The sequence below is a fragment of the Nitrosomonas sp. Nm132 genome (assembly GCF_900100485.1).
Taxonomy (GTDB): Bacteria; Pseudomonadota; Gammaproteobacteria; order Burkholderiales; family Nitrosomonadaceae; genus Nitrosomonas.
Genome location: NZ_FNDH01000014.1, coordinates 25,274 through 49,526 on the forward strand (window position 1 = coordinate 25,274; position 24,253 = coordinate 49,526).

The 24,253-nt window shown below is 44.8% G+C and carries 24 protein-coding genes and 1 pseudogene; 13 read left to right on the top strand and 12 right to left on the bottom strand.

Annotation, left to right across the window (positions count from 1 at the left end; genetic code table 11):
• Positions 1 to 68: 68 nt before the first annotated feature.
• Positions 69 to 197 carry a hypothetical protein gene (locus BLP80_RS16220; RefSeq protein ID WP_256324993.1) on the bottom strand — a complete coding sequence of 43 codons (129 nt, stop codon included), beginning with the start codon at positions 195 to 197 and terminating at the stop codon, positions 69 to 71.
• A 178-nt stretch (positions 198 to 375) separates the two neighbouring features.
• Between BLP80_RS16220 and BLP80_RS07195 the strand changes: the two genes are divergently transcribed.
• Both BLP80_RS07195 and BLP80_RS07200 read left to right on the top strand, forming a co-directional pair.
• A complete protein-coding gene (locus BLP80_RS07195) occupies positions 376 to 1,956 on the top strand; it encodes an arylsulfatase (RefSeq protein ID WP_090541786.1) in 1,581 nt (526 codons plus the stop codon).
• Positions 1,957 to 2,024: 68 nt separating this feature from the next.
• Complete coding sequence (locus BLP80_RS07200) at positions 2,025 to 3,692, top strand: HAD family hydrolase (RefSeq protein WP_218120402.1); 1,668 nt, start codon at positions 2,025 to 2,027, stop codon at positions 3,690 to 3,692.
• A 650-nt stretch (positions 3,693 to 4,342) separates the two neighbouring features.
• On the opposite strand, the gene BLP80_RS15625 is transcribed toward BLP80_RS07200, so the two are convergent.
• Positions 4,343 to 4,513 carry a hypothetical protein gene (locus tag BLP80_RS15625; protein WP_176754301.1) on the bottom strand — a complete coding sequence of 57 codons (171 nt, stop codon included), beginning with the start codon at positions 4,511 to 4,513 and terminating at the stop codon, positions 4,343 to 4,345.
• Here BLP80_RS15625 and BLP80_RS15905 point away from each other — a divergent pair.
• The 5 genes from BLP80_RS15905 to BLP80_RS07220 all read left to right on the top strand — a co-directional run bounded on the left by BLP80_RS15905 (position 4,491) and on the right by BLP80_RS07220 (position 8,739).
• Positions 4,491 to 4,865 carry an SUMF1/EgtB/PvdO family nonheme iron enzyme gene (locus tag BLP80_RS15905; protein ID WP_256324994.1) on the top strand — a complete coding sequence of 125 codons (375 nt, stop codon included), beginning with the start codon at positions 4,491 to 4,493 and terminating at the stop codon, positions 4,863 to 4,865. The two genes, BLP80_RS15625 and BLP80_RS15905, sit on opposite strands and share 23 nt — an antisense overlap.
• A complete protein-coding gene (locus BLP80_RS15910) occupies positions 4,813 to 5,385 on the top strand; it encodes a formylglycine-generating enzyme family protein (RefSeq protein WP_218120405.1) in 573 nt (190 codons plus the stop codon). The genes BLP80_RS15905 and BLP80_RS15910 overlap by 53 nt, the downstream gene beginning before the upstream one ends.
• Before the next feature lie 1,180 nt (positions 5,386 to 6,565).
• Entirely contained in the window at positions 6,566 to 7,417 is an 852-nt protein-coding gene (locus BLP80_RS07215; RefSeq protein ID WP_143002248.1) for a hypothetical protein, read from the top strand.
• A gap of 308 nt (positions 7,418 to 7,725) precedes the next feature.
• Entirely contained in the window at positions 7,726 to 7,803 is a 78-nt protein-coding gene (locus tag BLP80_RS16630) for an IS3 family transposase (RefSeq protein WP_371128816.1), read from the top strand.
• 81 nt (positions 7,804 to 7,884) lie between these two features.
• Entirely contained in the window at positions 7,885 to 8,739 is an 855-nt protein-coding gene (locus BLP80_RS07220) for an IS982 family transposase (RefSeq protein ID WP_090541792.1), read from the top strand.
• A 232-nt stretch (positions 8,740 to 8,971) separates the two neighbouring features.
• Here the strand turns inward: BLP80_RS07220 and BLP80_RS07225 are convergent, their stop codons facing one another.
• Both BLP80_RS07225 and BLP80_RS07230 read right to left on the bottom strand, forming a co-directional pair.
• Positions 8,972 to 10,384, bottom strand: coding sequence for a hypothetical protein (locus BLP80_RS07225; protein ID WP_218120404.1), 1,413 nt, complete (start codon positions 10,382 to 10,384; stop codon positions 8,972 to 8,974).
• Between the two features lie 406 nt (positions 10,385 to 10,790).
• Complete coding sequence (locus BLP80_RS07230; protein ID WP_371128815.1) at positions 10,791 to 10,958, bottom strand: transposase; 168 nt, start codon at positions 10,956 to 10,958, stop codon at positions 10,791 to 10,793.
• Positions 10,959 to 11,242: 284 nt separating this feature from the next.
• Between BLP80_RS07230 and BLP80_RS07235 the strand changes: the two genes are divergently transcribed.
• Positions 11,243 to 12,127, top strand: coding sequence for an alpha/beta hydrolase (locus BLP80_RS07235; RefSeq protein WP_256324995.1), 885 nt, complete (start codon positions 11,243 to 11,245; stop codon positions 12,125 to 12,127).
• Positions 12,128 to 12,394: 267 nt separating this feature from the next.
• Positions 12,395 to 12,741 (top strand): annotated as a pseudogene (locus BLP80_RS07240) (aminoacyl-tRNA hydrolase).
• A gap of 171 nt (positions 12,742 to 12,912) precedes the next feature.
• On the opposite strand, the gene BLP80_RS16225 reads toward BLP80_RS07240, so the two are convergent.
• From BLP80_RS16225 to BLP80_RS07255, 4 genes are all read right to left on the bottom strand, one after another.
• On the bottom strand, positions 12,913 to 13,065 hold the full coding sequence (locus BLP80_RS16225; RefSeq protein WP_256324996.1) for a hypothetical protein: 153 nt from the start codon (positions 13,063 to 13,065) through the stop codon (positions 12,913 to 12,915).
• Between the two features lie 5 nt (positions 13,066 to 13,070).
• Positions 13,071 to 13,292: a hypothetical protein gene (locus BLP80_RS16230; protein WP_256324997.1), complete on the bottom strand. Its 222-nt coding sequence runs from the start codon at positions 13,290 to 13,292 to the stop codon at positions 13,071 to 13,073.
• A 504-nt stretch (positions 13,293 to 13,796) separates the two neighbouring features.
• A complete protein-coding gene (locus tag BLP80_RS07250; protein ID WP_090541796.1) occupies positions 13,797 to 14,873 on the bottom strand; it encodes a ParB/RepB/Spo0J family partition protein in 1,077 nt (358 codons plus the stop codon).
• Positions 14,870 to 15,964: a ParA family protein gene (locus BLP80_RS07255; RefSeq protein ID WP_143002249.1), complete on the bottom strand. Its 1,095-nt coding sequence runs from the start codon at positions 15,962 to 15,964 to the stop codon at positions 14,870 to 14,872. The genes BLP80_RS07250 and BLP80_RS07255 overlap by 4 nt, the downstream gene beginning before the upstream one ends.
• Before the next feature lie 397 nt (positions 15,965 to 16,361).
• Here BLP80_RS07255 and BLP80_RS16635 point away from each other — a divergent pair, with 397 nt between their 5' ends.
• Positions 16,362 to 16,556, top strand: a complete 195-nt coding sequence (locus tag BLP80_RS16635; protein WP_090541800.1) for a restriction endonuclease — start codon at positions 16,362 to 16,364, stop codon at positions 16,554 to 16,556.
• Between the two features lie 817 nt (positions 16,557 to 17,373).
• On the opposite strand, the gene BLP80_RS07265 is transcribed toward BLP80_RS16635, so the two are convergent.
• The 4 genes from BLP80_RS07265 to BLP80_RS07280 are packed head-to-tail and all read right to left on the bottom strand — an operon-like array spanning position 17,374 to position 20,074.
• Positions 17,374 to 18,483 carry a hypothetical protein gene (locus BLP80_RS07265; RefSeq protein WP_090541802.1) on the bottom strand — a complete coding sequence of 370 codons (1,110 nt, stop codon included), beginning with the start codon at positions 18,481 to 18,483 and terminating at the stop codon, positions 17,374 to 17,376.
• A 39-nt stretch (positions 18,484 to 18,522) separates the two neighbouring features.
• Positions 18,523 to 18,966 (bottom strand): conjugal transfer protein TraM, encoded by a 444-nt coding sequence (locus BLP80_RS07270; protein ID WP_090541804.1) that lies wholly within the window; start codon positions 18,964 to 18,966, stop codon positions 18,523 to 18,525.
• A complete protein-coding gene (locus BLP80_RS07275) occupies positions 18,963 to 19,694 on the bottom strand; it encodes a nucleotide-binding protein (RefSeq protein ID WP_090541806.1) in 732 nt (243 codons plus the stop codon). Before BLP80_RS07275 ends, BLP80_RS07270 begins: the two co-directional genes overlap by 4 nt.
• Positions 19,694 to 20,074: a TraK family protein gene (locus BLP80_RS07280; protein ID WP_256324999.1), complete on the bottom strand. Its 381-nt coding sequence runs from the start codon at positions 20,072 to 20,074 to the stop codon at positions 19,694 to 19,696. Before BLP80_RS07280 ends, BLP80_RS07275 begins: the two co-directional genes overlap by 1 nt.
• Positions 20,075 to 20,404: 330 nt before the next feature.
• Here BLP80_RS07280 and BLP80_RS07285 point away from each other — a divergent pair, with 330 nt between their 5' ends.
• The 3 genes from BLP80_RS07285 to BLP80_RS07295 are packed head-to-tail and all read left to right on the top strand — an operon-like array spanning position 20,405 to position 24,252.
• Positions 20,405 to 20,758, top strand: a complete 354-nt coding sequence (locus BLP80_RS07285) for a plasmid mobilization protein (RefSeq protein WP_090541810.1) — start codon at positions 20,405 to 20,407, stop codon at positions 20,756 to 20,758.
• A 15-nt stretch (positions 20,759 to 20,773) separates the two neighbouring features.
• A complete protein-coding gene (traI, locus tag BLP80_RS07290) occupies positions 20,774 to 22,399 on the top strand; it encodes a TraI/MobA(P) family conjugative relaxase (RefSeq protein ID WP_090541812.1) in 1,626 nt (541 codons plus the stop codon).
• The gene (locus BLP80_RS07295; protein WP_090541814.1) at positions 22,399 to 24,252 is read left to right on the top strand and encodes a type IV secretory system conjugative DNA transfer family protein; all 1,854 of its coding nucleotides are present in this window, start codon (positions 22,399 to 22,401) and stop codon (positions 24,250 to 24,252) included. Before traI ends, BLP80_RS07295 begins: the two co-directional genes overlap by 1 nt.
• The last annotated feature ends 1 nt before the right edge of the window (position 24,253 follow it).

Genomic DNA, 24,253 nt, shown 5'->3' on the forward strand with positions numbered 1-24,253 from the left:
TATTAGACTCCATTTTTGACAGTACATCTCATCATATCGATTTGCGTAGCGGGCAAAACATTCAATTATTAACTCCAGGCACTAGTGGTTCCTCCACTTTCCGTCAGAATTCCTTTTCCAATTTCCCATACACATCCTAAAATTCCTTCTTCCTCGTCTCCTGCAGCCAATCTGCTTGTCTCATCTGGAGCCATCATTCAGCCTCAAATAATCAGGCCAGATATTTTGCCACAAGTATGAACAGCTTATTTGTTCTCAACATTTTTGTTATTTTTATGTTTCCCCATTGAACAATGAGTGTATTGTAAGTATCAGAATACAAAGTATCCTGTATTCAGCGTGTAGTTTTAATCAGATCATTCGAGGAGTGACAACATGAACTTAAAACTTTTCAACCAAAACTGCGCTGTTTTCGGTGCTGTTGTTTTCACAGCCCTGTTAGCGATCAGTGGCATCACGCATGCTGAAGATGTCAAAAAACCCAATATCCTTGTCCTCTGGGGTGATGATATCGGTATCGAGAACATCAGCTACAATAATCGTGGCATGATGGGTTATCGAACTCCAAACATTGACCGTATTGCCAAAGAAGGCGTGGAATTCACCGATTACTATGCCCAGCAAAGTTGTACCGCTGGTCGTGCTGCTTTCATTGGTGGCGCTGTTCCCCTTCGTAACGGTATGACCAAGGTCGGCTTGCCCGGCGCGCAGGAAGGCTGGCAGAAGACCGACGTGACCATGGCTACGGTTCTTAAGAGCCAAGGTTATGCCACGGGTCAGTTCGGCAAAAACCATTTAGGCGACCGTGATGAACATCTGCCCACGATGCATGGCTTCGACGAGTTCCTCGGTAACCTCTATCATTTGAACGCCGAAGAGGAACCCGAAAATCTAGATTATCCAAAGAATCCGGAGTTTCGGAAGAAATACGGTCCGCGCGGTGTGATTCACAGTAAGGCCGATGGCAAGGGCGGTCAATCCATTGATGACACTGGGCCACTTACCAAGAAGCGTATGGAAACCATCGATGATGAAACTGTCGCGGCCGCTAAGGATTTCATCACGCAGCAGGTCAAAGCCGGCAAGCCGTTCTTCGTCTGGTGGAACGGCACGCGCATGCACTTTCGCACCCATGTGAAGGCTGAGCATCGAGGCATTTCCGGACAGGATGAATACAGTGACGGTATGGTCGAACACGACATGCACGTCGGCCAATTCCTCGAACTACTTGATAACCTTGGCGTTGCTGACAACACAATCGTTCAGTATTCCACTGACAACGGCGTGCACTATAACTCTTGGCCCGATGCAGGCACCACACCTTTCCGCAGTGAAAAGAACACGAACTGGGAAGGTGGCTACCGTGTGCCTGCATTTGTGCGCTGGCCCGGCCATTTCCCGGCTGGCACGACGCTCAATGGCATCGTAGCGCACGAGGACTGGTTACCCACCTTTGCGGCCGTCGCCGGTGCACCAGACATCAAGGATAAGCTCCTCAAGGGCGTCGAACTCAACGGCCGCACGTACAAAAACTACATTGATGGGTATAACCAGCACGATTACCTGAGCGGCAAGGTAAAAGAGTCGGCGCGCAAAGAGTTTATTTACGTCAATGATATCGGCGAGATTGTGGCCGTTCGCTATCAGGACTGGAAGGTCGTCTTCATGGAAAATCGAGCGAAGACTATGGCTCTCTGGCGTGAACCGTTCGTGGAGTTGCGTGCCCCGCTGATCTTTAATCTGCGCCGCGATCCGTTCGAAAAAGCTCAGCACAACTCGAACACTTACAATGACTGGTGGATCGACCGCGTTTACCTCATTACACCGGCTGTCGCGGAGGTCGCCCAGTTCCTCATGACCTTCAAAGACTATCCACCGAGCCAAACAGCAGGTTCGTTCAATCTGACGAAAATGCAGAAGCAGATCAAGGAGATGTCGAAGAGCGGCGGCAACTGAGATCGTAATTCAATCAATGGGCCGCACCTGTTCTTCTCTGCTTCGGCTTATTATTGAGAGCCAAGATTATGAAAATCAAAATCAGAAAAAATATGCACATAAAAATATTTTTGTCTGCGATATTGGTTTTTGTAGTGGCTTTCACTACAACGTTTTCTCTGGCTAGCGATCCGCTACCGTCCTGGAATGAAGGCCCGGCCAAACAATCCATCATCGCTTTTGTAACGAAGGTTACAACGCCCGGCTCGCCAGATTTTGCACCGGCAGCGGAACGTATTGCTACCTTCGACAATGATGGCACGCTTTGGTGCGAGCAGCCGCTACCTGTTCAATTGTATTTTATCCTTGACCGCATGAAGGCGATCAGCTCCCAGCATCCAGAATGGAAGACAAAAGAGCCGTTCGCCTCGCTGCTCCAAGGCGATTTGAAAACCGCGCTTGCCGACGGTGAGCACGTGCCGCTCGAACTCGTCATGGCCACGCACGCAGGTATGACCACAGAGGAATTCGAGCAGATTGTAAAAGATTGGATCGCTACCGCGAGGCATCCGAAAACCGGCAAGCGCTACACCGAGATGGTCTATCAGCCAATGCTTGAACTGCTCGCCTACTTGCGTGCGAATGGTTTCAAGAATTTCATCGTCTCCGGTGGCGGTATCGAGTTCATGCGTACGTGGGTCGAGCAATTATATAGTGTGCCGCCGGAACAGGTTATCGGCAGCAGTATCAAGACGAAGTTTGAGATGCGTAAAGGTGAACCTGTCTTAGTGCGCCTGCCGGAACTGAACTTCAACGATGATAAGGACAATAAGCCCGTCAGCATCAATCAGCACATTGGCCGACGACCCATCGCCGCATTCGGAAATTCCGTAGGCGATCAAGCGATGTTGGAATACACGCAGGGCGGCAGCGGCACGCGGTTCATGCTGCTAGTACTGCACGATGATGCGGCGCGCGAATATGCCTATGGTCCGGCGCTAGGATTGCCCGCTCCCAAACTCGGCGCTTTCACGCAGGCGCTCTACGAGCAGGCCCAGAAGAATGGATGGACCATTGTCAGTATGAAGAGCGATTGGAAGCAGATTTTTCCAGTTGGGCAATCCCCGATTACGGCTATTGATATATTGCTGGAGCCGGACGCCAAAATGCTCCAACAAGCCGGCGCGAACAACGCCCGCCTGCTCGCGGTCTTCCCGGAAGGGTTCGTCTTGGATGCGATGCATCGTCCACACATCACGATGATTCAGCGTTTTGTTCGCACCGCAGAACTCGAAGAAGTCTATACCGCCGTCGGTAAGGTTCTCGCCGGCGTCAATGTGACTGGCATGAAACTGGAAGCATTCAAATATTACTACATCCCGATCAAGGATCTTGGCCTCTCGGGCATCGTTGTAAGGCCGACCCCGGAATTGCTCAAGCTGCAAGAAGACATAATTGCCGCTGTATCCCCGTTCACGGTGGAAACCGGGGATTCATCCTCATTCTTCACCACGCTCGATGATCCGATCATTGACCCGTCCCTGATTCAATATGTCTCGACCTTTGTTCCAAAAAGCTCCGGCACACATTTCAATCCACATGTCAGCACTGGACTCGCGCCCCAGATATACCTCGACCAAATGCTGGCTGAACCGTTTGAGCCGTTTACCTTTTCGCCAGCGGGCGCGGCCGTTTACCAGCTAGGCCAATTTGGGACAGCTACGAAGAAACTAAAAGAGTGGGATTTGAAGCCTTAATCAGCTTAATAAATAAGAGCCGAAGGTCTTTCCCTTTTGTGATGCACAAAGATCTATTGTACAGATCATAGCAGCATAATAATTTATCTTTCAAGATCTCACATAGGGAGCCCCCCCGATGAGCGTCATGAGGACGCGAGAAATTATCAAACTTTTCCCATTCGACATGTTTTTTTCCAGATCAACATCCTCTTTGTAGGTATGTAGTGGATAAAATTCATCCTAATCAGAACGATGAGAGCCTTCAACTTTTCCATTTAGTTACGAAGATCGAGGTTTGATATAAACATGCTGAATTCCAAGGTCTTCGACATGCCCATAAAACTTTGCCTGGAACTCATGGCTCCGGTCTGTCAGTATTTGTTGTACTACCGGTATCTGATTGTGATTGAAATTATCCAAACGATATCAGGGAAGAAATACCAAGTTAAGCGAAAGGCTACCATAATATTAGTTCAATTTTTTGCACTGCACCTTCTCTGTTCAAGCAAAGGATGTGTTGTTGACACTGTTAGAAACTGGTGGTTTTCCTTTAACTATGCAGTTAATGTACTAAAAAAATAAATTTCTACTATCCGGCATACTATAAAAAAGATAGCGCGCAGAATATTTATATCCACTTTTAGTCTAATAATTCTCTCTTTCCTCCATCAAACGCTCGCTGACAGGCCGGCGCTAACAGAACCGGTATTTAGATCAACCGTACCGAATACAAATCTGGAACCTGGCCTCACTCCTAATGGCATGGTGTGGATTCCAGGTGGCGAATTTTCTATGGGTGCGGCGGTACCTAACAGCATGAACCACAACCAAGTTGGCATGCATACCACACACGATTCCCTCCCCGTACATCGCGTTTACGTCGATGGATTCTGGATGGATCGCACAGAGGTGACCAATGCACAGTTCACACGCTTTGTGGCAGCCACCGGTTATGTGACTATTGCCGAGAAAGCGCCAAGTACCGAGGAGTTTCCTGATGCACCTTCGGACATGCTCGTGCCTGGTTCTATTTTGTTCACACCGCCAAACAAACCGCTTCGTTTAGACAACCATCTGCGGTGGTGGGCCTGGGTGAAGGGGCGCCAACTGGCGCCATCCAGAAGGGCCAGGCAGCTCCATCAAAGGACGCGAAAATCACCCTGTAGTGCATGTGTCCTTTGCAGATGCTGAAGCTTATGCGCGATGGGCCGGAAAGCGACTTCCAACCGAAGCCGAATGGGAATTCGCAGCACGCGGCGGTCTTGCCGGAAAGGTTTACCCTTGGGGCGATGATTTTATGATTAAGGGGCGTTGGATGACCAACAGCTTTCAAGGTAGCTTCCCTAGCCATAACAGCGGCGCCGATGGCTACCTTTCCACGGCACCGGTTGCGCAGTTCCCGGCAAATGGCTATGGACTGTATGACGTATCTGGTAATGTTTGGGAATGGGTCAGCGACTGGTATCGTCCTGATTATTATGCGCAACTCGCACAAACCGGTGGTATTGCTCACAATCCGACGGGCCATGACAGTGCATGGGATCCGAATGAACCCGGTGCGGCAAAACGTGTGCATCGCGGTGGTTCCTTCTTGTGCACAGATCAGTATTGTTCGCGTTACATGGTAGGTTTACGCAGCAAAGGTGAGATCAACAGCGGGACCAACCACCTGGGTTTTCGATGCGTTGCAACACCAAAAACTTTATTATGAAAAGAAGAGAGGTGATGAAGCGATTCACGCGGTTTTGTTTCCTGGGTTTGACTTGACCAATTTTAGTATCAAATAAACTTAGAAACTGCAACTGCCAGTGATTTTCTTAGACCAATATTGATATTTACCGGATGAGCCGTAAATTCTACTGGTGATAAGCAGTCTAGTCTTTCGTGTTTTCGCTGCTGACTATAAAAATAAAAAATCTCGATTTATTTCGTAATTTCCTATTTTTTTGCAGTCGTATTTTGAATTTTCGATGATGTATTAATTCGGTTTTATAAAGATCAAGATCACCCAGAAGTTTTATATAGGAGTTCGAGTTAGCCGAAAGGGAACCGCGCACCCTTCAGTTGCTCACGAAACTGTATGTGAACTTCTCGATACATACGGCTCTTGTTATACAATCACCCAACTCAAATCTTTCCGATATGCAAGCAGTGCGGGATATTATTGATACTATTTTCATAGACTGTCGGTGCGCAACAATTATTTCTATTTACAGCCGAATATTCTCCCGTTCACGCATATGAGACAGACGAGTATCCCAAGAATGAAAGCCGCTCTCAGAAACATTAGTTGTCGCAGAGCGCCAATCATGCCGTATTCCCCGCGACTCCTTCGCAAAATAGGCCGCACACTTTTTTTATGAAATCTCGCTCCATCTTAATTTCTGCTAGTACACGTTTGCCCCTAGATAACTCCTCTAGTTCAAGTTCAATCAGTAGCTTCTGTTGTTTACCTGCTGCAGTAAGTTTGCCGTGACTGCCAACATAAACCCAATTCTTTAGTGTTCCTCTGAGTAAAGATAGTCGTTTCGCTACTTCAACCAGCGTTAATCCACTTCCTTAAAAAAACTTGACCTATTGCTCACGAAATTTCTGGTTATATCGTGTTCGGAATAATTGTTCAATCTATATCCTCCATTTTAAGTCTCTTCATTTATAAAACTTCGGACTCAGTGAAATTCAGTATACCTCACAAAAAACTTACACAAAATGCAGGAGCTCATATACTTCATGCCATTATTTTTACAGTTCTCTGACATAATGTAATAAAGATGCAGAGAATCAAAATAGTGAAAAGGATCGGACAGATGCAGTATTCTGGCAAGGCCATGCTTTTATCTACTTCATATTTTCTCAGGCCCTTGTTACAAGTAGCTTCGAGAACGCTAATGATGCCACATCCTTTAAGAGCATTCGACCGACGCCTGGTCATCGTGTTCTTCGGCGCTATTCTGTTCTCTACTTTCGGGCGGGCAGAACAAATATCAACAATTCCTCCTGCTAGGGACTCTGCCTACATAAATCCGTGGACTTTCAATCTCACACAGTACATGTGGTTCCCGGGTGTGAACGGTGATTTCTCTGCAGAGCGTGCCAGCCGGTCGGTCGATGTAAGCTTCATTGATATCAGCGATGAGTCAAGGAGATTTCCACTGGGCTTCTTGGGAAGACTGGAGGCGCACTACAATCGTTTGGGATTTTACCTAGATGGCAATTACATGAATTTGCAGCTCAAACCACGGTTAGATCGATTAAGCAACGGCCTTGATTCTGAGATGGGTTTGATGGATTATGGAATAGCGTACAGGATTCTCGGGCCATCAGCTGCGGAAATACTCAGTTCGATGGGAAAAATGAAAACCAATTGGCTGGAAGTTTACGCTGGCGGGCGTACCCTTTGGCTGGATAACAGCATTAAACAAGCCGGTCCGCTGAGTGATCAACGCAACTTCTCGGCCAGCAAATCGTTTACCAGTCCGGTGATCGGTGGACGCTTTATGGTCAGTTTCACGCCAAAATGGTTTGTTCTCGTGGATGGTAATATCGGTGGTTTTGGGGCACAGAATGTCACCTTAACCGCTTCAATCTTGGGAGCAGTGGGCTACCGAACGACTCTCTTCAACCTTCCCATGTCTGTGGAGGTCGGCTATAAAGCCCTGCACTATAACGTCGATAAGGGAGGCTCACTGGAGACCAGAGCAACCTTGAACGGCCCGTTTATCGGCCTCAGCGGCTATTGGTGAGTAACATTAATGTATCAAAAGAAGGATCATCAAACGGTCATCATGAACAAAGAAGCAGTAAACGGTGAATCGTATAGCTAAACCAGTTAGGAATGATATAAAGAGTGTTCTCATTGTTCCATCAAAATACAAATGGGCGTAGACCAAAGTATGGCCTAAACAACGAGACCAAATTGTCGATATGTTCTTCAAATCCTCTACATTCTGGATCATTATTAACTGGGTAGGCGATAATAGTCTGATTAAATCCAATCTTATACAGCTCAATAAGCAGAAAGGCAAATTGCTATGACGGATACTCAACTAATATCGTCTACTATAACGCTCATCGTATTCATACAACGATCAGTAATATGTCACCAGTAGAATTTGAAAAAAAGACTTAATAAAACGTGAGTTCGGGATAAGAAAAGCAGCAAAAGGAATTCAGATTCCGATGGATACTATACTATTGATCTTTTTGTGCAATTGACGATTTTTGTAAAGAGTTTGAGCCGCTGTGGGAGCAACGCTTGTCGGGGTCATCGCTAAAACGGCGTCGTCGCCGAAGGGAGCTGTGTCTAAGTGAAGTCATGACAATCATGGTGGGGTTTCATCTATCCGGTTACGGGACGTTTAAATACTATTACCTGAATGACGTGTTGAATTATCAGCGGAGTTATTTTCCAGGGTTGGTGAGTTACAACCGCTTTGTTGAGTTGATACAAGGCAGCCTGGTACCTTTGTGCTGTTTTCTGACCAGCCGCTTTGGGCAATGTAGTGGGATCAGCTTCATTGATTCGACCAAAATCAGTGTGTGCCACAATCGCCGCATTGGGTCGCATAAAGTAATGGCAGAGTTTGCTGCCCGGAGAAAGACCAGCATGGGTTGGTTTTATGGGTTCAAGCTGCACCTGGTCATCAATGACCAGGGAGAATTGCTAGGGGTAAAAATCACGGCGGGCAATGTGGATGACCGTGATCCAGTACCAGAGTTGGCGCGCTCCTTGTCTGGGAAACTCTTTGGTGGCCGGGGCTACATCTCGCAGCCGCTCTTTGATCACCTCTGGGAACAGGGCGTGCAGCTGGTTACCAAGGCACGCAAGAACATGAAAAACAAGCTGTTGCCGCTATTTGACAAAATTCTGTTACGTGAACGCTCGATCATTGAGAGTGTCAATGACCAATTGAAAAATATCTCGCAAATCGAGCATTCCCGTCATCGCAGTCGAGTTAACTTCTTTGTTAATCTAATAGCCGGGCTGGTGGCTTATACCTTTCGCGAGAAGAAACCCTCCCTTAATATCAGACTTCCTCAAGCTCTTCCAGCTGTGGTAGTGTGATCCTTATGTCGAACTCACGTTAATAAAGTGTCCGGGTTTAATTGACCACAACAGATTTCTATGGACGGACGAATCTAGTAACTGGGTTATTATTGTTTCAACTTGATACTGATGCGCTCCAAAAGATAGATTTGAAAACTGAACTGACAAGTAGAAGGTGTATTCAAGTTAGAAGTGCAATGTTTATATTAGCTTGGTTGGACACCCTCCTTTTTTTATCAGGAAATTGCGATTAATCAATCATTTTTCTCCATTCACATCTTTTCTTAGTTACGTCTGATGTATTCGGACCCCCTATCCCATTAGCTATCATAGCGACAACCCGATCATCAGTATCGTAACCAACATGAGCTTTAAAGGGATTAGCCAGACCTTTGACGTCGTAGACACTGATCACTTTGGCGATATTGATAATAATGCTGGTGACAGTGGGACATAATCTGGAATCCAAATATTTATCTTTGAAATCGGGGTGCACGTCATAACTTAATAAATCATTAGGATCACTAAAAGCAATAATTGATGTCTCCCTCAACATTCGAGAAGCGTAATTAGACCCCGAGGGGTTACAATACTCTGCGATTTGGCCGGTCACTTTCGGCAATTCTCTACCCATTTGGAGCATTGGAAGTTGATTAGACATCATAAATATTGGAATGTGTTTATTCTTGAACGCCTGTATCGATGTAGAGGAAACGCTCACATTTTGACCATCAGGCATCATCGCTTTGAATCCCCCGTCAGGGTTCATGGTAACTTTTATACCACCCTTTGCAAATTCTTCAGGATTGGCAAATAATGCCGCAATCCGTTGCAGACCATCAATGGTGATCCGGCTTCCCAAACTATGCGAAACAAATATATAATCATCATACATGATATGGTTCGTACTGGATTCGTCTAATCCGAAACAAATATGCTGACCGCTTGCAGGCAAATCTTCCCAGTCTCGCGTCGCCATCCAACAGAATGCCTGGGCAAAAGCTGCAAGAATCAGTTCCCTGCTTTTTCCCAAATAAATGATTGGATCAGGACCCGTGTCATTGCTGAACGTTTTCAGCATACTGTTAAGCATGGCTCTACGAAAACTATATTCCCCTGAATTATCATAGGATAGCAGCGATTTCTCCCCACGGGTAATATCCGACCAGGTGAGTTCATAGAAAATCAACTCTCTGCTCTTATCCTCATTGAATAAATGCGATATGCGTAAATTACCCAGATCTTTAGGGTTTTCAATTAGAGCAGCAGATAGCTTAATATCAATATAGTTGGCTGAAGTTGCATTTAATTTTAATTCTCTGGCTAATTTTTCAAGAAATTCAGTTGAATATCCTGCTAAATGATCACCCACGCCATGGGTCATCAACACTTTAGTTTTTCCCCTGGTTTCTTCATGTGTTCTAGTGATACTGGCATCAATACCTGCGAATGCTTTTCCTCGTACATCGCATCGCCTTGTATCTTCTTCCTCAGTTTTTTCCAGCACGGCCTGCATAGCACCTTTACCAAAACTGGTACATCCTACTAAACCCATTAATAACAGCAGCAGTAATAATAGCTTGCCCATTTTTAGAAGCGAGTTATCAATGAACATTTTCTGGAGCATAGTTAAATACTTACATGTAGAAAAAATTCTTGTCATTGACAGACTCCCAATAATTGATTTGTCGTAATGAACAAAATATTTAACAATTAAACCATAGAATGACGCTCAATAATCAATCCCAATAAATTTGGTCCGATCGAAGAAGCCGTACTTGACTTTATTCGGGAGAAACCCATATAAAATAGACAAGTGGCCGCATGTTAGACTTCCTCAATAGGACCCTGCTTTACTATCCCGGGTACTGCTTCGATTAACACACAAGTAGTATCAGAGTGGGGGTTACGTTAACACGTAACGCTATTATTTCAGACATATGCTTTATATTTTTACGCTTATTTACACTGATATAGTTGATCCCATATATAATGATTTAAATTATATAGGCGGCAAAGAGCTGCTCGATGGAGCAACCTTCTCTTTTTCTGATGGCTTTAGCCTGAGCCTATCTTGGTTCAATATCATTAAAGTCTGGAGAATAAGATGGAAGATATTCATGTGTATGCCCAGCATCGGCAACGGCGGTTTTGATATCCTGCCGTTTGTGGAATACCGCGTTATCCTTGACGATCACGCAAGCGGGCAAGAGTTTGGGCAAAAAGTCCTGCGCCACCCACGTATGGAAGATGTCGACGTTGCTCGTTAAAGTTAAACGAGAAGATAAATGTTTCGTCTACATAAATATTAATGCTCTGCGAAATACCCGTTCTCGTCCCAGTGCCAGGGTGAGGTCGAACTATTGAACGACCTGCCTAGTTATATGATCGTGATGGAACCCGGCGACAGTGTAGACGCGTTGGAAGAGGAGAGCAGTTGTCCCATCCTGCGTAATCTCTTCGATGATTGTCACGCTTGTGTTTTAATAATGAATCTCCTTGTCGCCGCATCCTAGTTACCGTGTCTCTGATTATCGCTCTTACCCTTATGTTCAGCTTGATACTGCTGGCTTGGTTCGCTGCTCCGGCCTTGGTGCGCCGTGGCTTTCGTGCTCCGCGCCGGCTCGAGCAGAGCAGTCCTGCCGAACTCGGACTCGCCTATCGTGAGATACGCATCCCCACCGCCCGCGGCAAGCAGTTATTCGGCTGGTTGATCCCGGCTCCGTTATCCGGACCCCAACCGGTAGTAGCAGCGCTGCACGGCTGGGGTGGCAACGCTGAGGACATGTTGCCTTTCGCTCCGCTGCTGCATCGCGCTGGCTTGGGTGTGTTGCTGGTGGATGCACGCAATCACGGTCGCAGTGACTCCGATACCTTCTCCTCCATGCCGCGTTTTGCCGAAGATCTCCAGCATGCCCTGGATTGGCTAATCGAGCAGCCCGAGGCGGATCCGGCACGCTTGGCGATTCTGGGTCACTCAGTAGGCGCTGCTGCCTGTCTACTGGTTGCTTCGCATCGTCGCGGACTGGCCGCGGTGATCAGCATCGCTGCCTTTGTGCATCCCGCCGAAATGATGCGCCAGGTAATGGCCGTCCATCATATCCCTTACTGGCCTATTGGCCGCTGGGTTATAGGTTACGTGGAGCGCACCATTGGCCATCGGCTGGACGATATTGCTCCCCTCTATACTCTCCAAGCTATCCATTGCCCGGTATTGTTGGTACACGGAGACCGGGATCGCACCGTGCCGGTAGCCGCTGCCGAAACCCTCTACGCCCACCGTTACAGCGACGCTGTGCAACTTTGGGTCATTCCTGGTGTGGCTCACGACTCGGTGGAGGCCATTCAAGCGCATGGCGATCGGTTACTGCAATTTCTCAATATAGCCATGAATCGAGATAAGTGAGAGGAATTCTTTAGGATTGTATGTTTAAGTGATTCTGTCGCAAAGTTTGAAATTCTGCCGAAATTGGATCTCCTTCCTAGAGGTAATCAGATAGTGAAGCGATGATGATAGATTCAAAAGCAGCCAATTCGAGCGGGGTATCCTCCTTTGGATGTGTCCGTTAATATGTGGCTTATCCGATCAGCTGTTGACAATTGGAAGAAATAATGCGGGAGCGCGGCGTTACGGTTGACTTCGCCCAAAAAAATGGTAATTCAGTCATTAATTATGTTGAGAATATCAAGCAATATATCCATACCCTTGACTGAGATCGAAATTCAGGCGGTACGCGCCCAGGGCTCTGGCGGGCAGAATGTAAATAAAGTAGCTACTGCAGTTCATTTGCGGTTCGATATAAAGGCTTCATCACTTAGGCTCAGCGGTATAGCAGTCAGATTAAGAACAGAGAAGATGCATTCAATCGACTACGAGAGATTATCAAAAGCGCCACTGTCCAGATAAAACCACGAAAACCTACTAAACCATCCAAAGCTTCCAAGATAAAGCGTTTGGAACATAAAGCCATTCAAAGTCAAAGAAAGTCGTTACGTGGGAAGGTTGAGAAGGAGAACTAAACTACCACCTACTGAAAGTAGACTGGTTAGCGCAACTTAGGGGTCGACGACTAAAGCCGTCTACTTGCATCAAGCTAAGCGCGCATGAGTCAACAAATTTAAAGTCTAGGTCACAGTCTAAAGACAGTAGTTTTTACCAAATTTATGGAATAAAAAGTAAGCCACAAGAATTCATGTAAACGAACTGCATTTGATCCGTTCTCTCTGTTCCTCCCACAACGCCGGCGGATCAACCACCAGATTGAGCAAAATAATGTTATCTGGCAAAGTATCATCCATGATTGCAGTAACAATATCCGGCGCAAGCGTGGTCAGGTTAACCATACGGCTCACGTAACTACTGTCGATAACTTCACGAGAGCTATCTCTTTCAGGGATTTAGCCTCACCCGATTCCAACATAGCAAGCCAGCGGTGCCCTCTGGCCAGAGCCAACTGCAAAGGTGTCACCGCCGTATCCCAGGGTCGAGCCTTTGCAGTTTCGCCATTGGGCAACGTGACCAACTTACGTCCACTGCGACGAGCCAACCTGTTATTAATTGCCGCGCTCATCATTTTTGCGCTTTGGCTTACGGGGATATGTTTAAAAGGGACTGATATCGAGCGACACATTAAGGTCAACAGCGGCCAAGGTCGTTCACCCTATTCAGTTATTTTTCTCGCCAGAATAGCTTGCTGCTATGTCGTTTTTGAATTATCCGCCTCAATGTTGGAGCAGGCGCAAGCCCTTTTAGTAGATTACTTCGATTCATTGGAGAGAGAGTAAATTCGTGGGGATACATCAGGGTTTGAGCTGATGCAGATGTTTAAAAAAGGACTGGTGAATGCCTGCAAATATGGACAAGGGCTCATAGGTGGAATCCGTCTCTTTGGAAGATAATTTGGCATTTACACAAAATAAATCAAACCTACCAGAGAGTTGGCTTTAACCGTCATACTTTTTTGCAACAGAGCCTCTGTAAGTATAGGTTTTAATACAGTGATGACTCAAAGTAGGGATAAGAAACGATAGGGGTGTTCCTAGTAGGAACACCTCTAGATTTTTCATACCACACATTATTGCTCTCTTTTTTCAGATGCTACTTGCGCTGCTTTAAGCCGTAGTGTCTCGTATAGTGCTTCTTCAAGCTCTGACGAATCGATATCAGGAGCAATACGAATTTTTATTTGATTGCCATCACGTGTAAGTGTGCAGAATTCTTGGCCATGGTAGCCACGGGTAAGTACCCTGCTTGTTCGTGGCGGTTTAGTAGTAAAGCGCGTTTCTATCCAAGCTGAGGCCCGTACTTGAGTAAGTTTTCCATCTCGAATCAGTGATAAGGCATCAAAAACCAAATCCCCCCGTCCATTTTTACAGTGTTTTGCAAGAGCTTCCGCAGCATTTGCACCGATAAGATTATGATGATTATTGAGCAGATCATGAATTTTTTCTGAAAAGTGATCAAAACTCAGAAGACGTTGAATTTGGGTAGTAGAGTACCCTGTCTCTCTTGCTAGCGCTCGTACTGATTGTATGGCACCCATCTTCAGCAATAATTTAAATCCTTGATAAATTTGAAAATCGGAGAGAGCGCGATGAAATAAGTTCTCAAAAAGTAGTGCTCTGGCTGCCTGGTTATCGTCCATTTTTCGAACGATGCACGAAATAGCTTGAAGTCCATTAAGCTTACAAGCTTCTAGGCGATGTTCTCCAGCAATGAGTTCATATTCACCATTTCTAATAGGGCGAACTAAGATCGGTTGGTGAAGACCATCATTGCGCATATTTTCAGCAAGATCTGCGACATGCGCTTCATCAAGTCGATTTTTTGGTTGGTAGGGGCTACGTTTTATTTTATCAATTGATAGTTGTTGAACAATTTCATCTGGGCGCAATATAAAATCCTGGTTAGATTTTGTTTGTGACGCCAAGTCATTATCGTTGTGAAGAGAATGTGCACTGATATCAGTTTCTTGAGTGACATTAGTTTGCGTCACATTTCCAGAAAAAGCCGTAGGAAATGATGTTTCATCGAAAGAATCAATGTTTACAAAGTCTGGCAGGCGTTCTGTTATTGACTGATCAACGAAATTAATTTTCCCTTTCTGAACAAGGCCACTAACTTTGGGAGGAACTTTCTTTTTCATGTTCATAGGGCTTTTACTGTAATAGGAATAGCGGGAATGCCGTTTAATTTAATGCCATAGTGCTTAATTAACGACTTGGTCAAATCGATAATAGCACGCGCTCCAACGGAAGAGGGCTCGCGCTCGATTAAAGGCCCACTTTTTTGTTCCTGAAATAAGTCCATTTGTCGCATAAAACCAGCAGAGTGTGGAATGATATTGTCGTCAAGCTCATTCGGGTATTTCGTCATAAGAGTTGAAAGAGCATCTTTCGGTGGTCCATAGCTAGGATGATAGCCATTGGCGACGATATGTACATTGAGCTCAAAACCCTGTCCAGCAAACGCACGATTAAGTTCTGTGATATTTGAAGCAAGGACTTCCATGGCTTTTAGAGACTGTCCATCTAACCAGACTACGGCTAGAATCGTTTTACTGGCAAACATTAGCGTATTGGTCAATAAAGTAGTTCCTGGTGCTGAATCTATAACGATTACATCGTAATTAGTCAGGATCTCCATCTGAGAGTCTAGTAAGCGCTTAAAAGCTGCTTCACGATTTGTTGCGCCCATAAGCCAGCTGTCTGCATCTGCCAAGGTAATATCAGATGCAATCAAATCCAACATGCCTCCTGCGTAAATCTGACGCATAGCGCTCTGTAGATTGACATGCTCTCGGCGGTATTGGCGGCGCATCAATTCGCCAATGTGAACAATCTCTTCGGTCACCCAATTAATGCCAAACATGCTGGTCAATGAAGCTTGGGGATCACCATCAATCATCAATACTCTATGACCAAATAATGCTAAAGCGGAGGAGATATTTGCGGCAATAGTTGTCTTCCCAGTTCCTCCCTTTGACATGCGGCAATTGATGATTGGTGGAATAGAAAGACTGTGCGGTATTTCAGGGGATGCTGATAAAAGCTTCAGTCGTGCTTGTCTGATCTGTTCGGCAGTATAAAGGCGATGATAAGGTTCACCGTTGCTGTCGCGATCGCCAAACAAATTCCGAAAAGCTTTGTTTGATCCGGAAAAACCAACGAATTCCTGAGCAAAGCGCGATTTAACTCCGTAATTCCTCATGAAGATCCCTCTATATGTGAATAAAAGCTCCAATTATATTTTCATGATAAATTAGAAGCTGGTACATATCAAGGTCGTTAGATGAATAATGTTGCTATTAAATATTAATGTGATACTGGGATAATAATAGATGTATGGAACAAGGATGATTTAATCGAAATAGATAAACTTTAGAAAATATATTATGCAGAAGTGAGTAATAAAACTCTTGATGGAAAGAATATTTTTAAGAAACTGTTTGGAAATTCTGAATAAATTTGTTTATGCAGTGCTAAATGAATCGCGGATTCAAATATTGAATATCCCCAAGTCAAATTTCAATAAAATCCAGTAATAATTATTTAGAAGAGGAATACATGACAGATTTACATGAGTTGCTCAAGAGCTATCGCAATGCGTCACGCACCGAGAGGAAAAAAGCAATTACTTTGTGCTGTTAATCAAATACTTCCTCAAACATGACCTAACCTACTCCCTCAATTTTTCAGATGTATGGACGTATGCTGACTGGGCGAACCAACAAAATATGGATAGCCGTGATGTAGGTATCGATTTGGTAGTCAAGCTTGACGATGAGGATGGTAGAAGATTGTCCTTTGCTGAAAGGACGTTTTGTAATCATTAAAGTGTCCGCTTCCTTGTGATGTTTACGTTGAAAATGAACAGCTGATTGTAATGGATTGAATAGAAATGTTAATCCACACAGGAACATCACCGTTTTTTAAAGATTCTCGGGGGTTGGGACAGACAGTCCCAATATTTTTGTGAGTGAAAGCGCTCACGATACGCTGTTTATTATTAATAAGTGTTTAATAAAGCGTTTTAACCTTTCCCTGGGGTGTTAAATATTAGAGCAGGGGAAGAAGGGGGTTAACTAATTTAATTGGAGCGAATACGATTCGATCTGGTGCGAAATAGGCTGGGTATTAGTGTAGATTTATCTCTTTGTTTTATGTTTGCTCAAATTATTTATTTTTACAGTTAGTGGATTGTAGTTATCCAAAATGTTATCCACATATTCACAGCTATGATTAAGTAAAGATTAATATATAAAAGATTAAAAGAAGAAAAGAATAGTGGTTTTTACCGATATTTAATATGTAATTAAAACATAAAGATACACAATCTTTTTATATGCGAATTGTGAGCTATAACCTCCATCTTTTACGTAGTGTGAGTCATAACCACCTCATTTTGTTATAAGTGTGAGTTATAACCACCAAATGTGTGAGTCATAACCACCACTTTTTAGTTGAAGTGTGAGCTATAACCTCCATTCTGAACAGAAAAATGTGAATTTTTTATGCTGAAATGGGTAAGAATTTGTTAGAAAAATCGTTGTGTGAATTGTAACCACCACATAGTGTGAGTTATGACCACCACTTTTTGAATGAAGTGTGACTTATAGCCACCACAAAATGTGAGTCATAACCACTACATTATTAAGAATTATTCACAGATATTAGGTTTGAGTCGATGATATGTTTATCTGAATCGCTGTTGCGTTTATTGGCGGCCTTTTGTTCACTAATAAACTCATTTGATGGATAAATTATGTATTTAACATCTGTAATTGCGCGGCTTTTTTTACGTTCGTCTGTTTCATAGCTTGCTATGATATTCTTTTCTTTAAGTTCGTCTAACGCGGAGAGCACTTTTTTTCTGTTATCAATTTCTCTGCTTTGCTGCAATAACCCGGTGCTTTTCAAATCTGAATACATGAAATGATAGTTATTGATAAAATTGGCGTGCCGGTAACGATTGATTAATTTCTTGTAAATTAAACGAGTTAATTGCTCATCGCAGCTCATCAAACGATCATAGTTAAACTGTCTGTATTCAAGCTGATTTATTGCATGGCTAATAAACAGAGGCAATCTACCGATATGTTGTGCGTCGGTATCGGCCAGATACTCTTCACGACCAACGGTTACCAGATCTTGTAGAATGGAACCCTTCCAGATTTCTTTTTTATCTTTAGAGAGCGTGATTACACAAGAACTCATTACTTCTATAGCATGTTTTATCTGGTTAATATTTCGGTCACGACCTCTGGATGCGAGTTCTTTCAAAACCATTCTTAAAGAAAACCGTACCCATGTTTCGATTTTGTTGACATCATGAATACCATGATTTTGTATAGTGAGAATTTTTTTTAAAGCTTCTTCTACAAGTTCTTCAGTTATACCAGGGAAGAACGCTTGATATTTATTATTCCCTTGTTTTATTAAGGCGGGTTGAATGCGGACAGTAAAATTGCTGCCTTTCTCCGTATAGTTCCATTCATAGGGGTCAGCATGGCCTGTCTCTGTTCTTAATTTTTTTACCTGGGCAGGTGTCAGAAAATATTTCGGAATGCTTTCCCATATTTCAATGGTATTTGAAACCTCACTTTTGTCATTGGTGACAAATTGTGAGAATAGATCAAGCTGAAAGCTTTTGATGTACTTTTCTGGTGGTTTTTTCACTAGCTTATATTGTGCATGAGGGAGTACACATTTACTTGCAGATGCATGCGTAATTGTACTATTAATTATCTGTGTGTCACTCATATCAGAACCTCTGAAATTTTTACCCTCATGAGATAAGCCCTAGAAAACAAGTACCATAACCAGGACAGCAATGAAGAACAGGCCTGTGGCCAATAAATTGAGGATGACTGCTTGCCTGGTACTTTGGGCGAGAGTGGATACCTCTTTTATTTTCTCGTTAAAACCGGATTCGATTTTTTGATCGATTGACTCAAAACAAGCATTGATTATTTGCTCGGTTAATAGATGGGTGTTTCGAGAGCTTGCCTGGAGCAGCGTATTGGCTTTATTTTCCGTAGCCTGCGACCATAGGCTGATATTTTCTTCCAATGTCGAGCGGAAATTATTTAAAAGCACCTGGTGCGCTTTATTATTTTCCTCAAGCAGGATTTCATTGAGGGTGTGAATCATTAATATCGGATCATCCTTCGTGAGGGCAATGCCGTGTTTGGCAGCGACCCTCTCAATGATCTTGCTGCAATGATCCCGTTCTATCGTTGTCATGTTAAAACAGCGGCCACACTCTCAATGTTCGCGAAGAGCTGTTTCCTTATGATATTTAGCCGCTGACGCACCATGATAGGCAGGGATTTGCTCTCCAGAGCTTCACTGAAGGTTAATTTGGATTGCAATATCTCGCTCAAATCCTTGCCGAAGGTATCCGCCTTATAATGAGGGATTCTGATAATGGCCGACACGCGGTTTTTGTTATCCAAATAAGTTTTCATTTCCTCGAATCTTTTACCATCCATTTCTATTTCGCCCCAGTAGGGGTTCAACCAAACGACAAACAGCGTATCAATTGGAAAGGATCCGATTAAATTCGCAAAACCTGTCAGGGTGTCGAGCAGTGCCTGGCTGCCTGTAATGACCGTATGAATAACCAGTTCATGGCCCATGTCTGGAAGCAGGGCAGGGATCTGGTTGCTGATGAGATAATGCGACATGGGCACAAAGGTGCTGGCGCCGTTGTCAATAATGACGTCACTTTCTGATTTACTGATAAGTTCAATCAAGTCGTCGAACTTTCTCGGATCAATTTCATCACCGGACATTACGTTGATCTTTCGCACGTTTAGCTTTTTGAACCCATGGAATGTTGCGTTCACGGGATCAGTATCCACACAAAGCAGCTTTTTTCCTTTGGCCTGCTTGTGCTGAGCCAGTGTCGATGCGATGAAAGATTTACCGACACCGCCTTTGCCTTGCAAAATCATATGTATTTTAGCCATCAGATTAACTCCTCTTTATCAATGGACGAACGATAGTTAAAGCCATTGCTTTCTCGTTCCTGAGTCATGCCGGATACCGGCTGCCTGTGCTTCTTCCTTGCAGATAAATCATCCGGTTTATCAAAAATGTGCCTTTTGACAAGATTCCTGAACCACAGATAGGAACAACCGATTTTCTTCTCATCTTTTAGCGTCGACCATATCTGTCGCATTGACCATCCGTCATGAAGTGCCTGGCTGATTTCTGTTTTCAGGGCCAGGAAAGCCGGTTCATATAAATTCCTACGACCTGGATTTTTCTGCTCTCTCAAAGAGATTCGTTCGGATAACGATGGGCTCATGGCAAATTCCTGACGGTTATTTGGCGTAAAAATATTCAAATTTATTACAGTATCTATTGAGTATTCATTTACTTCCTGTTTGGTTTGTTCCTGCTGATAACTGTTTGTATTTAATGCCTATAAGGACAAATTACAGGCCCTTTACAGTATTATTAAAGTATTAGTATATCCATATATTATGCGTTTGCAATGTATTTGTTTAATGATAATATGGATCGTATAAACAAACTCTACCGGGCAAGATATGTGAAGTTAGCTAACTTTTAAAAAAGTTAACTCACATCACACGGGTCTTATTCGCACATGACTGTGCTCAACGAATCTTGCTCTGCGAGGCTATCAACGCCAGAATAATTTTTGAGGTGGGTCATGGTTCAAAAGCGGCTGTTACATCTTCGAGTGCCTGTAACGTGGGATGAAGAGCAGGGAATTAGAACAAGAGCACGTGACACGGGTTTGTCAGTGGCTAAATACATGCGTCAGGTGAGTCTGGGATACCTTGTGCCGAGCACCATTGATAATCAGCAAGTAGAAAAACTATTAACAATTAACGGCGATCTGGGTAGGGCAGGGGGGTTATTAAAGATGTGGCTGACCAATGATGTCCGGACAAAAATAACCAGCAAGGCAGAAATTGAGGCAACCCTGGTTGCCATACGCACAACGCAAAGCGCGATGCTGAATGCGATTCTGGAACTCAGCAACAAAAAGACCCATACTTAACGGTTAATTATTACGATGATCGCTAAAATCATACCCATCAAATGTGTGCGCAAAAGCAACTATGCTGCACTGATACAGTATCTGACGGATCCTCAAGGCAAGAGTGAACGCATCAGTCAAATACAAGCAGCAAACTGTTACACAGATGATCTGACAGCGGCACTCATTGAGATACAAAACACCCAGAAAATGAACACGCGCGCCAAATCAGATAAGACCTGTCATTTGGTGCTGAGTTTCCCGGAAGGCGAGCGATTGCTACACGCGGATCTGAATGCCATTGAAGAGCGGTTTTGCGATGCTTTGGGTTTTACTGGTCATCAACGGTTCAGCGTGGTGCACGATGACACCCATAACCTGCACATGCATATCGCAATCAATAAGATTCACCCCAAAACCCTCACCATTCACAACCCCTACTATGACTACATCAAGGTAGCGAAGCTTTGTGAGCAAATCGAACAGGAATATGGCTTAACCACAGTTAATCATGAAACCCTAAACGATAAAGCTTCCAGAGTAGCGCAGGAAATTGAATCCAGAACGGGTGTGGAGAGTTTATTGGGCTGGATCAAGCGAGAGGCGCTCACTGAAATCAAGCGATCGGATAGCTGGCAGGATTTACATCAGGTTTTAGCCAGACATGGCCTTGCAATTAAAGAACGTGGCAATGGGTTGGTATTGATTGCCAGTAATAATGTGGCCGTTAAAGCCAGTTCTGTTGATCGATCTTTGTCCAAAGGAAATTTGACCCAAAGACTGGGTGCTTTTGTGCCGAGTGAACACTCTGCGCAATCGTTACTGCATCACACCAAACACTATCAGCCGAGGCCATTACAAAACCGGATGGAGTCTTCAAGTCTCTATGCAAGATACCAGCAAGAACAAAGCGACTCCGCCAGACAGCGCACCAACCAATGGGCTCTGTTGCGACACAGCAGAGATCGATTAGTCACACTCGCCAAACGGGAAGCCCAACTCAAGCGCTACCTCATTAAAAGCATCAAAGCCGGGAGATTGGCAAAGAAAGCACTGTATGCAATCGCGCATCAGCAGTTCAAAACAAGAATCGAAGTCATTAAAAACGATTACCAAAGAGCCTATCAGCGCTCTAAAGCTAATCATTCCAGAATGGGGTGGTTGGATTGGTTAGCCAAAGAAGCAAAAAATGGTCATGCTGAAGCATTGGTTATTTTGCGATCGAGAAGAACCGGTCAATTCAAGGGGAACCAGATATCGGCCAGGCAAAGCGATGAGGGTTCTATCGTTGATGGCCACTTCAAGAGTGGCTTGGTGGAATCGATCAGCAAAATCGGCACAGTCACTTATAAAGCAGGATCGACCACTATCCGTGATGACGGCAAACGGCTCATCGTCCTGCCGGATACCCCACAAGATGCCTTGGTGGATATTTTACAAGTGGCGATGAATAAGTACGGCAGCCACCTGGCGATCAATGGAACGGAACCGTTTCGCCTTCAGATCGCCGAAGTGGCAGCACAAAACCAAATGCGCATTACTTTTGATGACAAGGCACTGGAACAAAACCGTCAGCAGTTAATGAAACAGCACAGGGCAAATAGAACGCAACCGCTCGGTGGGATACGATCTCAAGCCTTAACTCCCAGAAGGGGTCTTTGATGAACAAAAACAGTCTTTTATCTCAAAACAGTAGGAATGTTAAGAAGGACGCGCTCATCGTTCGGCTATTATCCGTAGTGTGTCTGGCGGGCGGATTCCAGGTAGCTACCCAGTATTTTGCCTACCAGTTCAACTATCAGCCGCAATTAGGCGCACACCTTTTTCATATTTATGAACCTTGGGCAATTCTGCTATGGGCGAATAAATGGTATGCCCAGTACTCAAGCATCGTTGATTTGGCGGCAGGTTTCGGTATTTTATTTTCCAGCATCGGTTTGATCCTGGTGCTGGTCATTAAAATGGTGCTGGCTAATTCCTCCAGGACTAATCAGGGGTTACATGGCTCGGCCAGATGGGCGAATAAGCAGGACATTGTGGCCGCAGGACTGTTGGCAACGGGCAAGAATCACAAAAGCGATGCGGTGTATGTCGGTGGCTGGCGGGATAATTCCGGCAAAACCCACTATCTGAAACACAGCGGCCCGGAACATGTGTTGTGTTATGCCCCGACCCGCTCTGGCAAAGGGGTCAGTCTGGTCATACCGACCCTGCTTTCCTGGACTCAGAGCGCGGTCATCACTGATCTCAAAGGCGAATTATGGGCCTTGACTTCCGGTTGGAGAAAGCATCATGCTAAAAACAAGGTGCTGCGTTTTGATCCGGCATCTTTGCTGAGCGCGCATTGGAATCCACTGGATGAAATCCAGATTGGCAGCGGCATGGAAGTGGCCGATGTTCAAAATCTGACCACCTTAATCGTTGATCCGGATGGCAAGGGATTACAAACTCACTGGCAGAAGACCAGCCAGGCATTGCTGGTGGGTGTCATTTTGCATATTCTGTACAAATCGCAGCGAGAAGGAACTCCCGCCACATTATCCACGGTCGACTCGATGCTTTCTGATCCTGATCGCGATATCAGGGAGCTGTGGATGGAAATGGCCATGCAGGATTACCTGGATGGCAAGAGTCATCCCGTGATCGCAGCGAGTGCGCGCGACATGCTGGATCGCCCTGAAGAAGAAGCGGGTTCCGTGTTGTCGACGGCCAAATCGTATTTGTCCTTGTATCGCGATCCGATCGTCGCCAGCAATATCAGCAAATCGGACTTTAAAATCCGTGATCTCATGCACCACGAGAATCCCGTCAGTTTGTATATTGTGTCGCACCCCAATGACAAATCGCGATTGCGTCCTTTAATCCGCATTTTGATCAATATGATCATCAGAAAATTGGCCGATAGAATAACGTTTAAAGAGAGTCAACCAGCTGCGCATTACAAACACAAGCTTTTGTTGATGCTGGATGAATTCCCAAGTCTTGGGAAGCTTGAAATCTTTCAGGAATCGCTTGCGTTTATCGCAAGCTATGGCATGAAAGCCTATCTGATCTGTCAGGACCTGAATCAGCTCAAAAGCCGTGAAACCGGCTACGGGCATGATGAAGCGATCACTTCCAACTGTCACATCCAGAGCGCATTTGCACCTAACCGGATTGAAACGGCAGAGCATTTATCCAAGCTGACCGGCCAGACCACGGTCATCAAAGAGCAGATTACTACCAGCGGTCGCCGCTCATCGATGATGCATGGACATATCACCCGCACCCTGCAGGAGACGCAGCGCGCGTTATTAACACCCGATGAGTGTATGCGATTGCCCGGCCCCATGAAAGATGCTGAAGGCAAGATCACCCACCCTGGCGACATGATTATTTATGTGGCCGGTTTTCCTGCCATCTATGGCACGCAACCGTTGTATTTCCAGGATGAAACATTTACTGCGCGTGCAAAGGTTAACCCGCCCAGCGCCAGCGATCAATTAACCGGATTGCGAGATACCCCAAACGCATGAG

Excerpts from the sequence above, each read along its gene's own strand:
- BLP80_RS16220 (WP_256324993.1), bottom strand. The coding sequence starts at position 197 with ATGATGGCTCCAGATGAGACAAGCAGATTGGCTGCAGGAGACGAGGAA.
- BLP80_RS07195 (WP_090541786.1), top strand. The coding sequence starts at position 376 with ATGAACTTAAAACTTTTCAACCAAAACTGCGCTGTTTTCGGTGCTGTT.
- BLP80_RS07200 (WP_218120402.1), top strand. The coding sequence starts at position 2,025 with ATGAAAATCAAAATCAGAAAAAATATGCACATAAAAATATTTTTGTCT.
- BLP80_RS15905 (WP_256324994.1), top strand. The coding sequence starts at position 4,491 with ATGAACCACAACCAAGTTGGCATGCATACCACACACGATTCCCTCCCC.
- BLP80_RS15625 (WP_176754301.1), bottom strand. The coding sequence starts at position 4,513 with ATGCCAACTTGGTTGTGGTTCATGCTGTTAGGTACCGCCGCACCCATA.
- BLP80_RS07215 (WP_143002248.1), top strand. The coding sequence starts at position 6,566 with ATGCCACATCCTTTAAGAGCATTCGACCGACGCCTGGTCATCGTGTTC.
- BLP80_RS07225 (WP_218120404.1), bottom strand. The coding sequence starts at position 10,384 with ATGACAAGAATTTTTTCTACATGTAAGTATTTAACTATGCTCCAGAAA.
- BLP80_RS16225 (WP_256324996.1), bottom strand. The coding sequence starts at position 13,065 with ATGGTTAACCTGACCACGCTTGCGCCGGATATTGTTACTGCAATCATG.
- BLP80_RS16230 (WP_256324997.1), bottom strand. The coding sequence starts at position 13,292 with ATGAGCGCGGCAATTAATAACAGGTTGGCTCGTCGCAGTGGACGTAAG.
- BLP80_RS07250 (WP_090541796.1), bottom strand. The coding sequence starts at position 14,873 with ATGAACATGAAAAAGAAAGTTCCTCCCAAAGTTAGTGGCCTTGTTCAG.
- BLP80_RS07265 (WP_090541802.1), bottom strand. The coding sequence starts at position 18,483 with ATGAGTGACACACAGATAATTAATAGTACAATTACGCATGCATCTGCA.
- BLP80_RS07270 (WP_090541804.1), bottom strand. The coding sequence starts at position 18,966 with ATGACAACGATAGAACGGGATCATTGCAGCAAGATCATTGAGAGGGTC.
- BLP80_RS07275 (WP_090541806.1), bottom strand. The coding sequence starts at position 19,694 with ATGGCTAAAATACATATGATTTTGCAAGGCAAAGGCGGTGTCGGTAAA.
- BLP80_RS07285 (WP_090541810.1), top strand. The coding sequence starts at position 20,405 with ATGGTTCAAAAGCGGCTGTTACATCTTCGAGTGCCTGTAACGTGGGAT.
- traI (WP_090541812.1), top strand. The coding sequence starts at position 20,774 with ATGATCGCTAAAATCATACCCATCAAATGTGTGCGCAAAAGCAACTAT.
- BLP80_RS07295 (WP_090541814.1), top strand. The coding sequence starts at position 22,399 with ATGAACAAAAACAGTCTTTTATCTCAAAACAGTAGGAATGTTAAGAAG.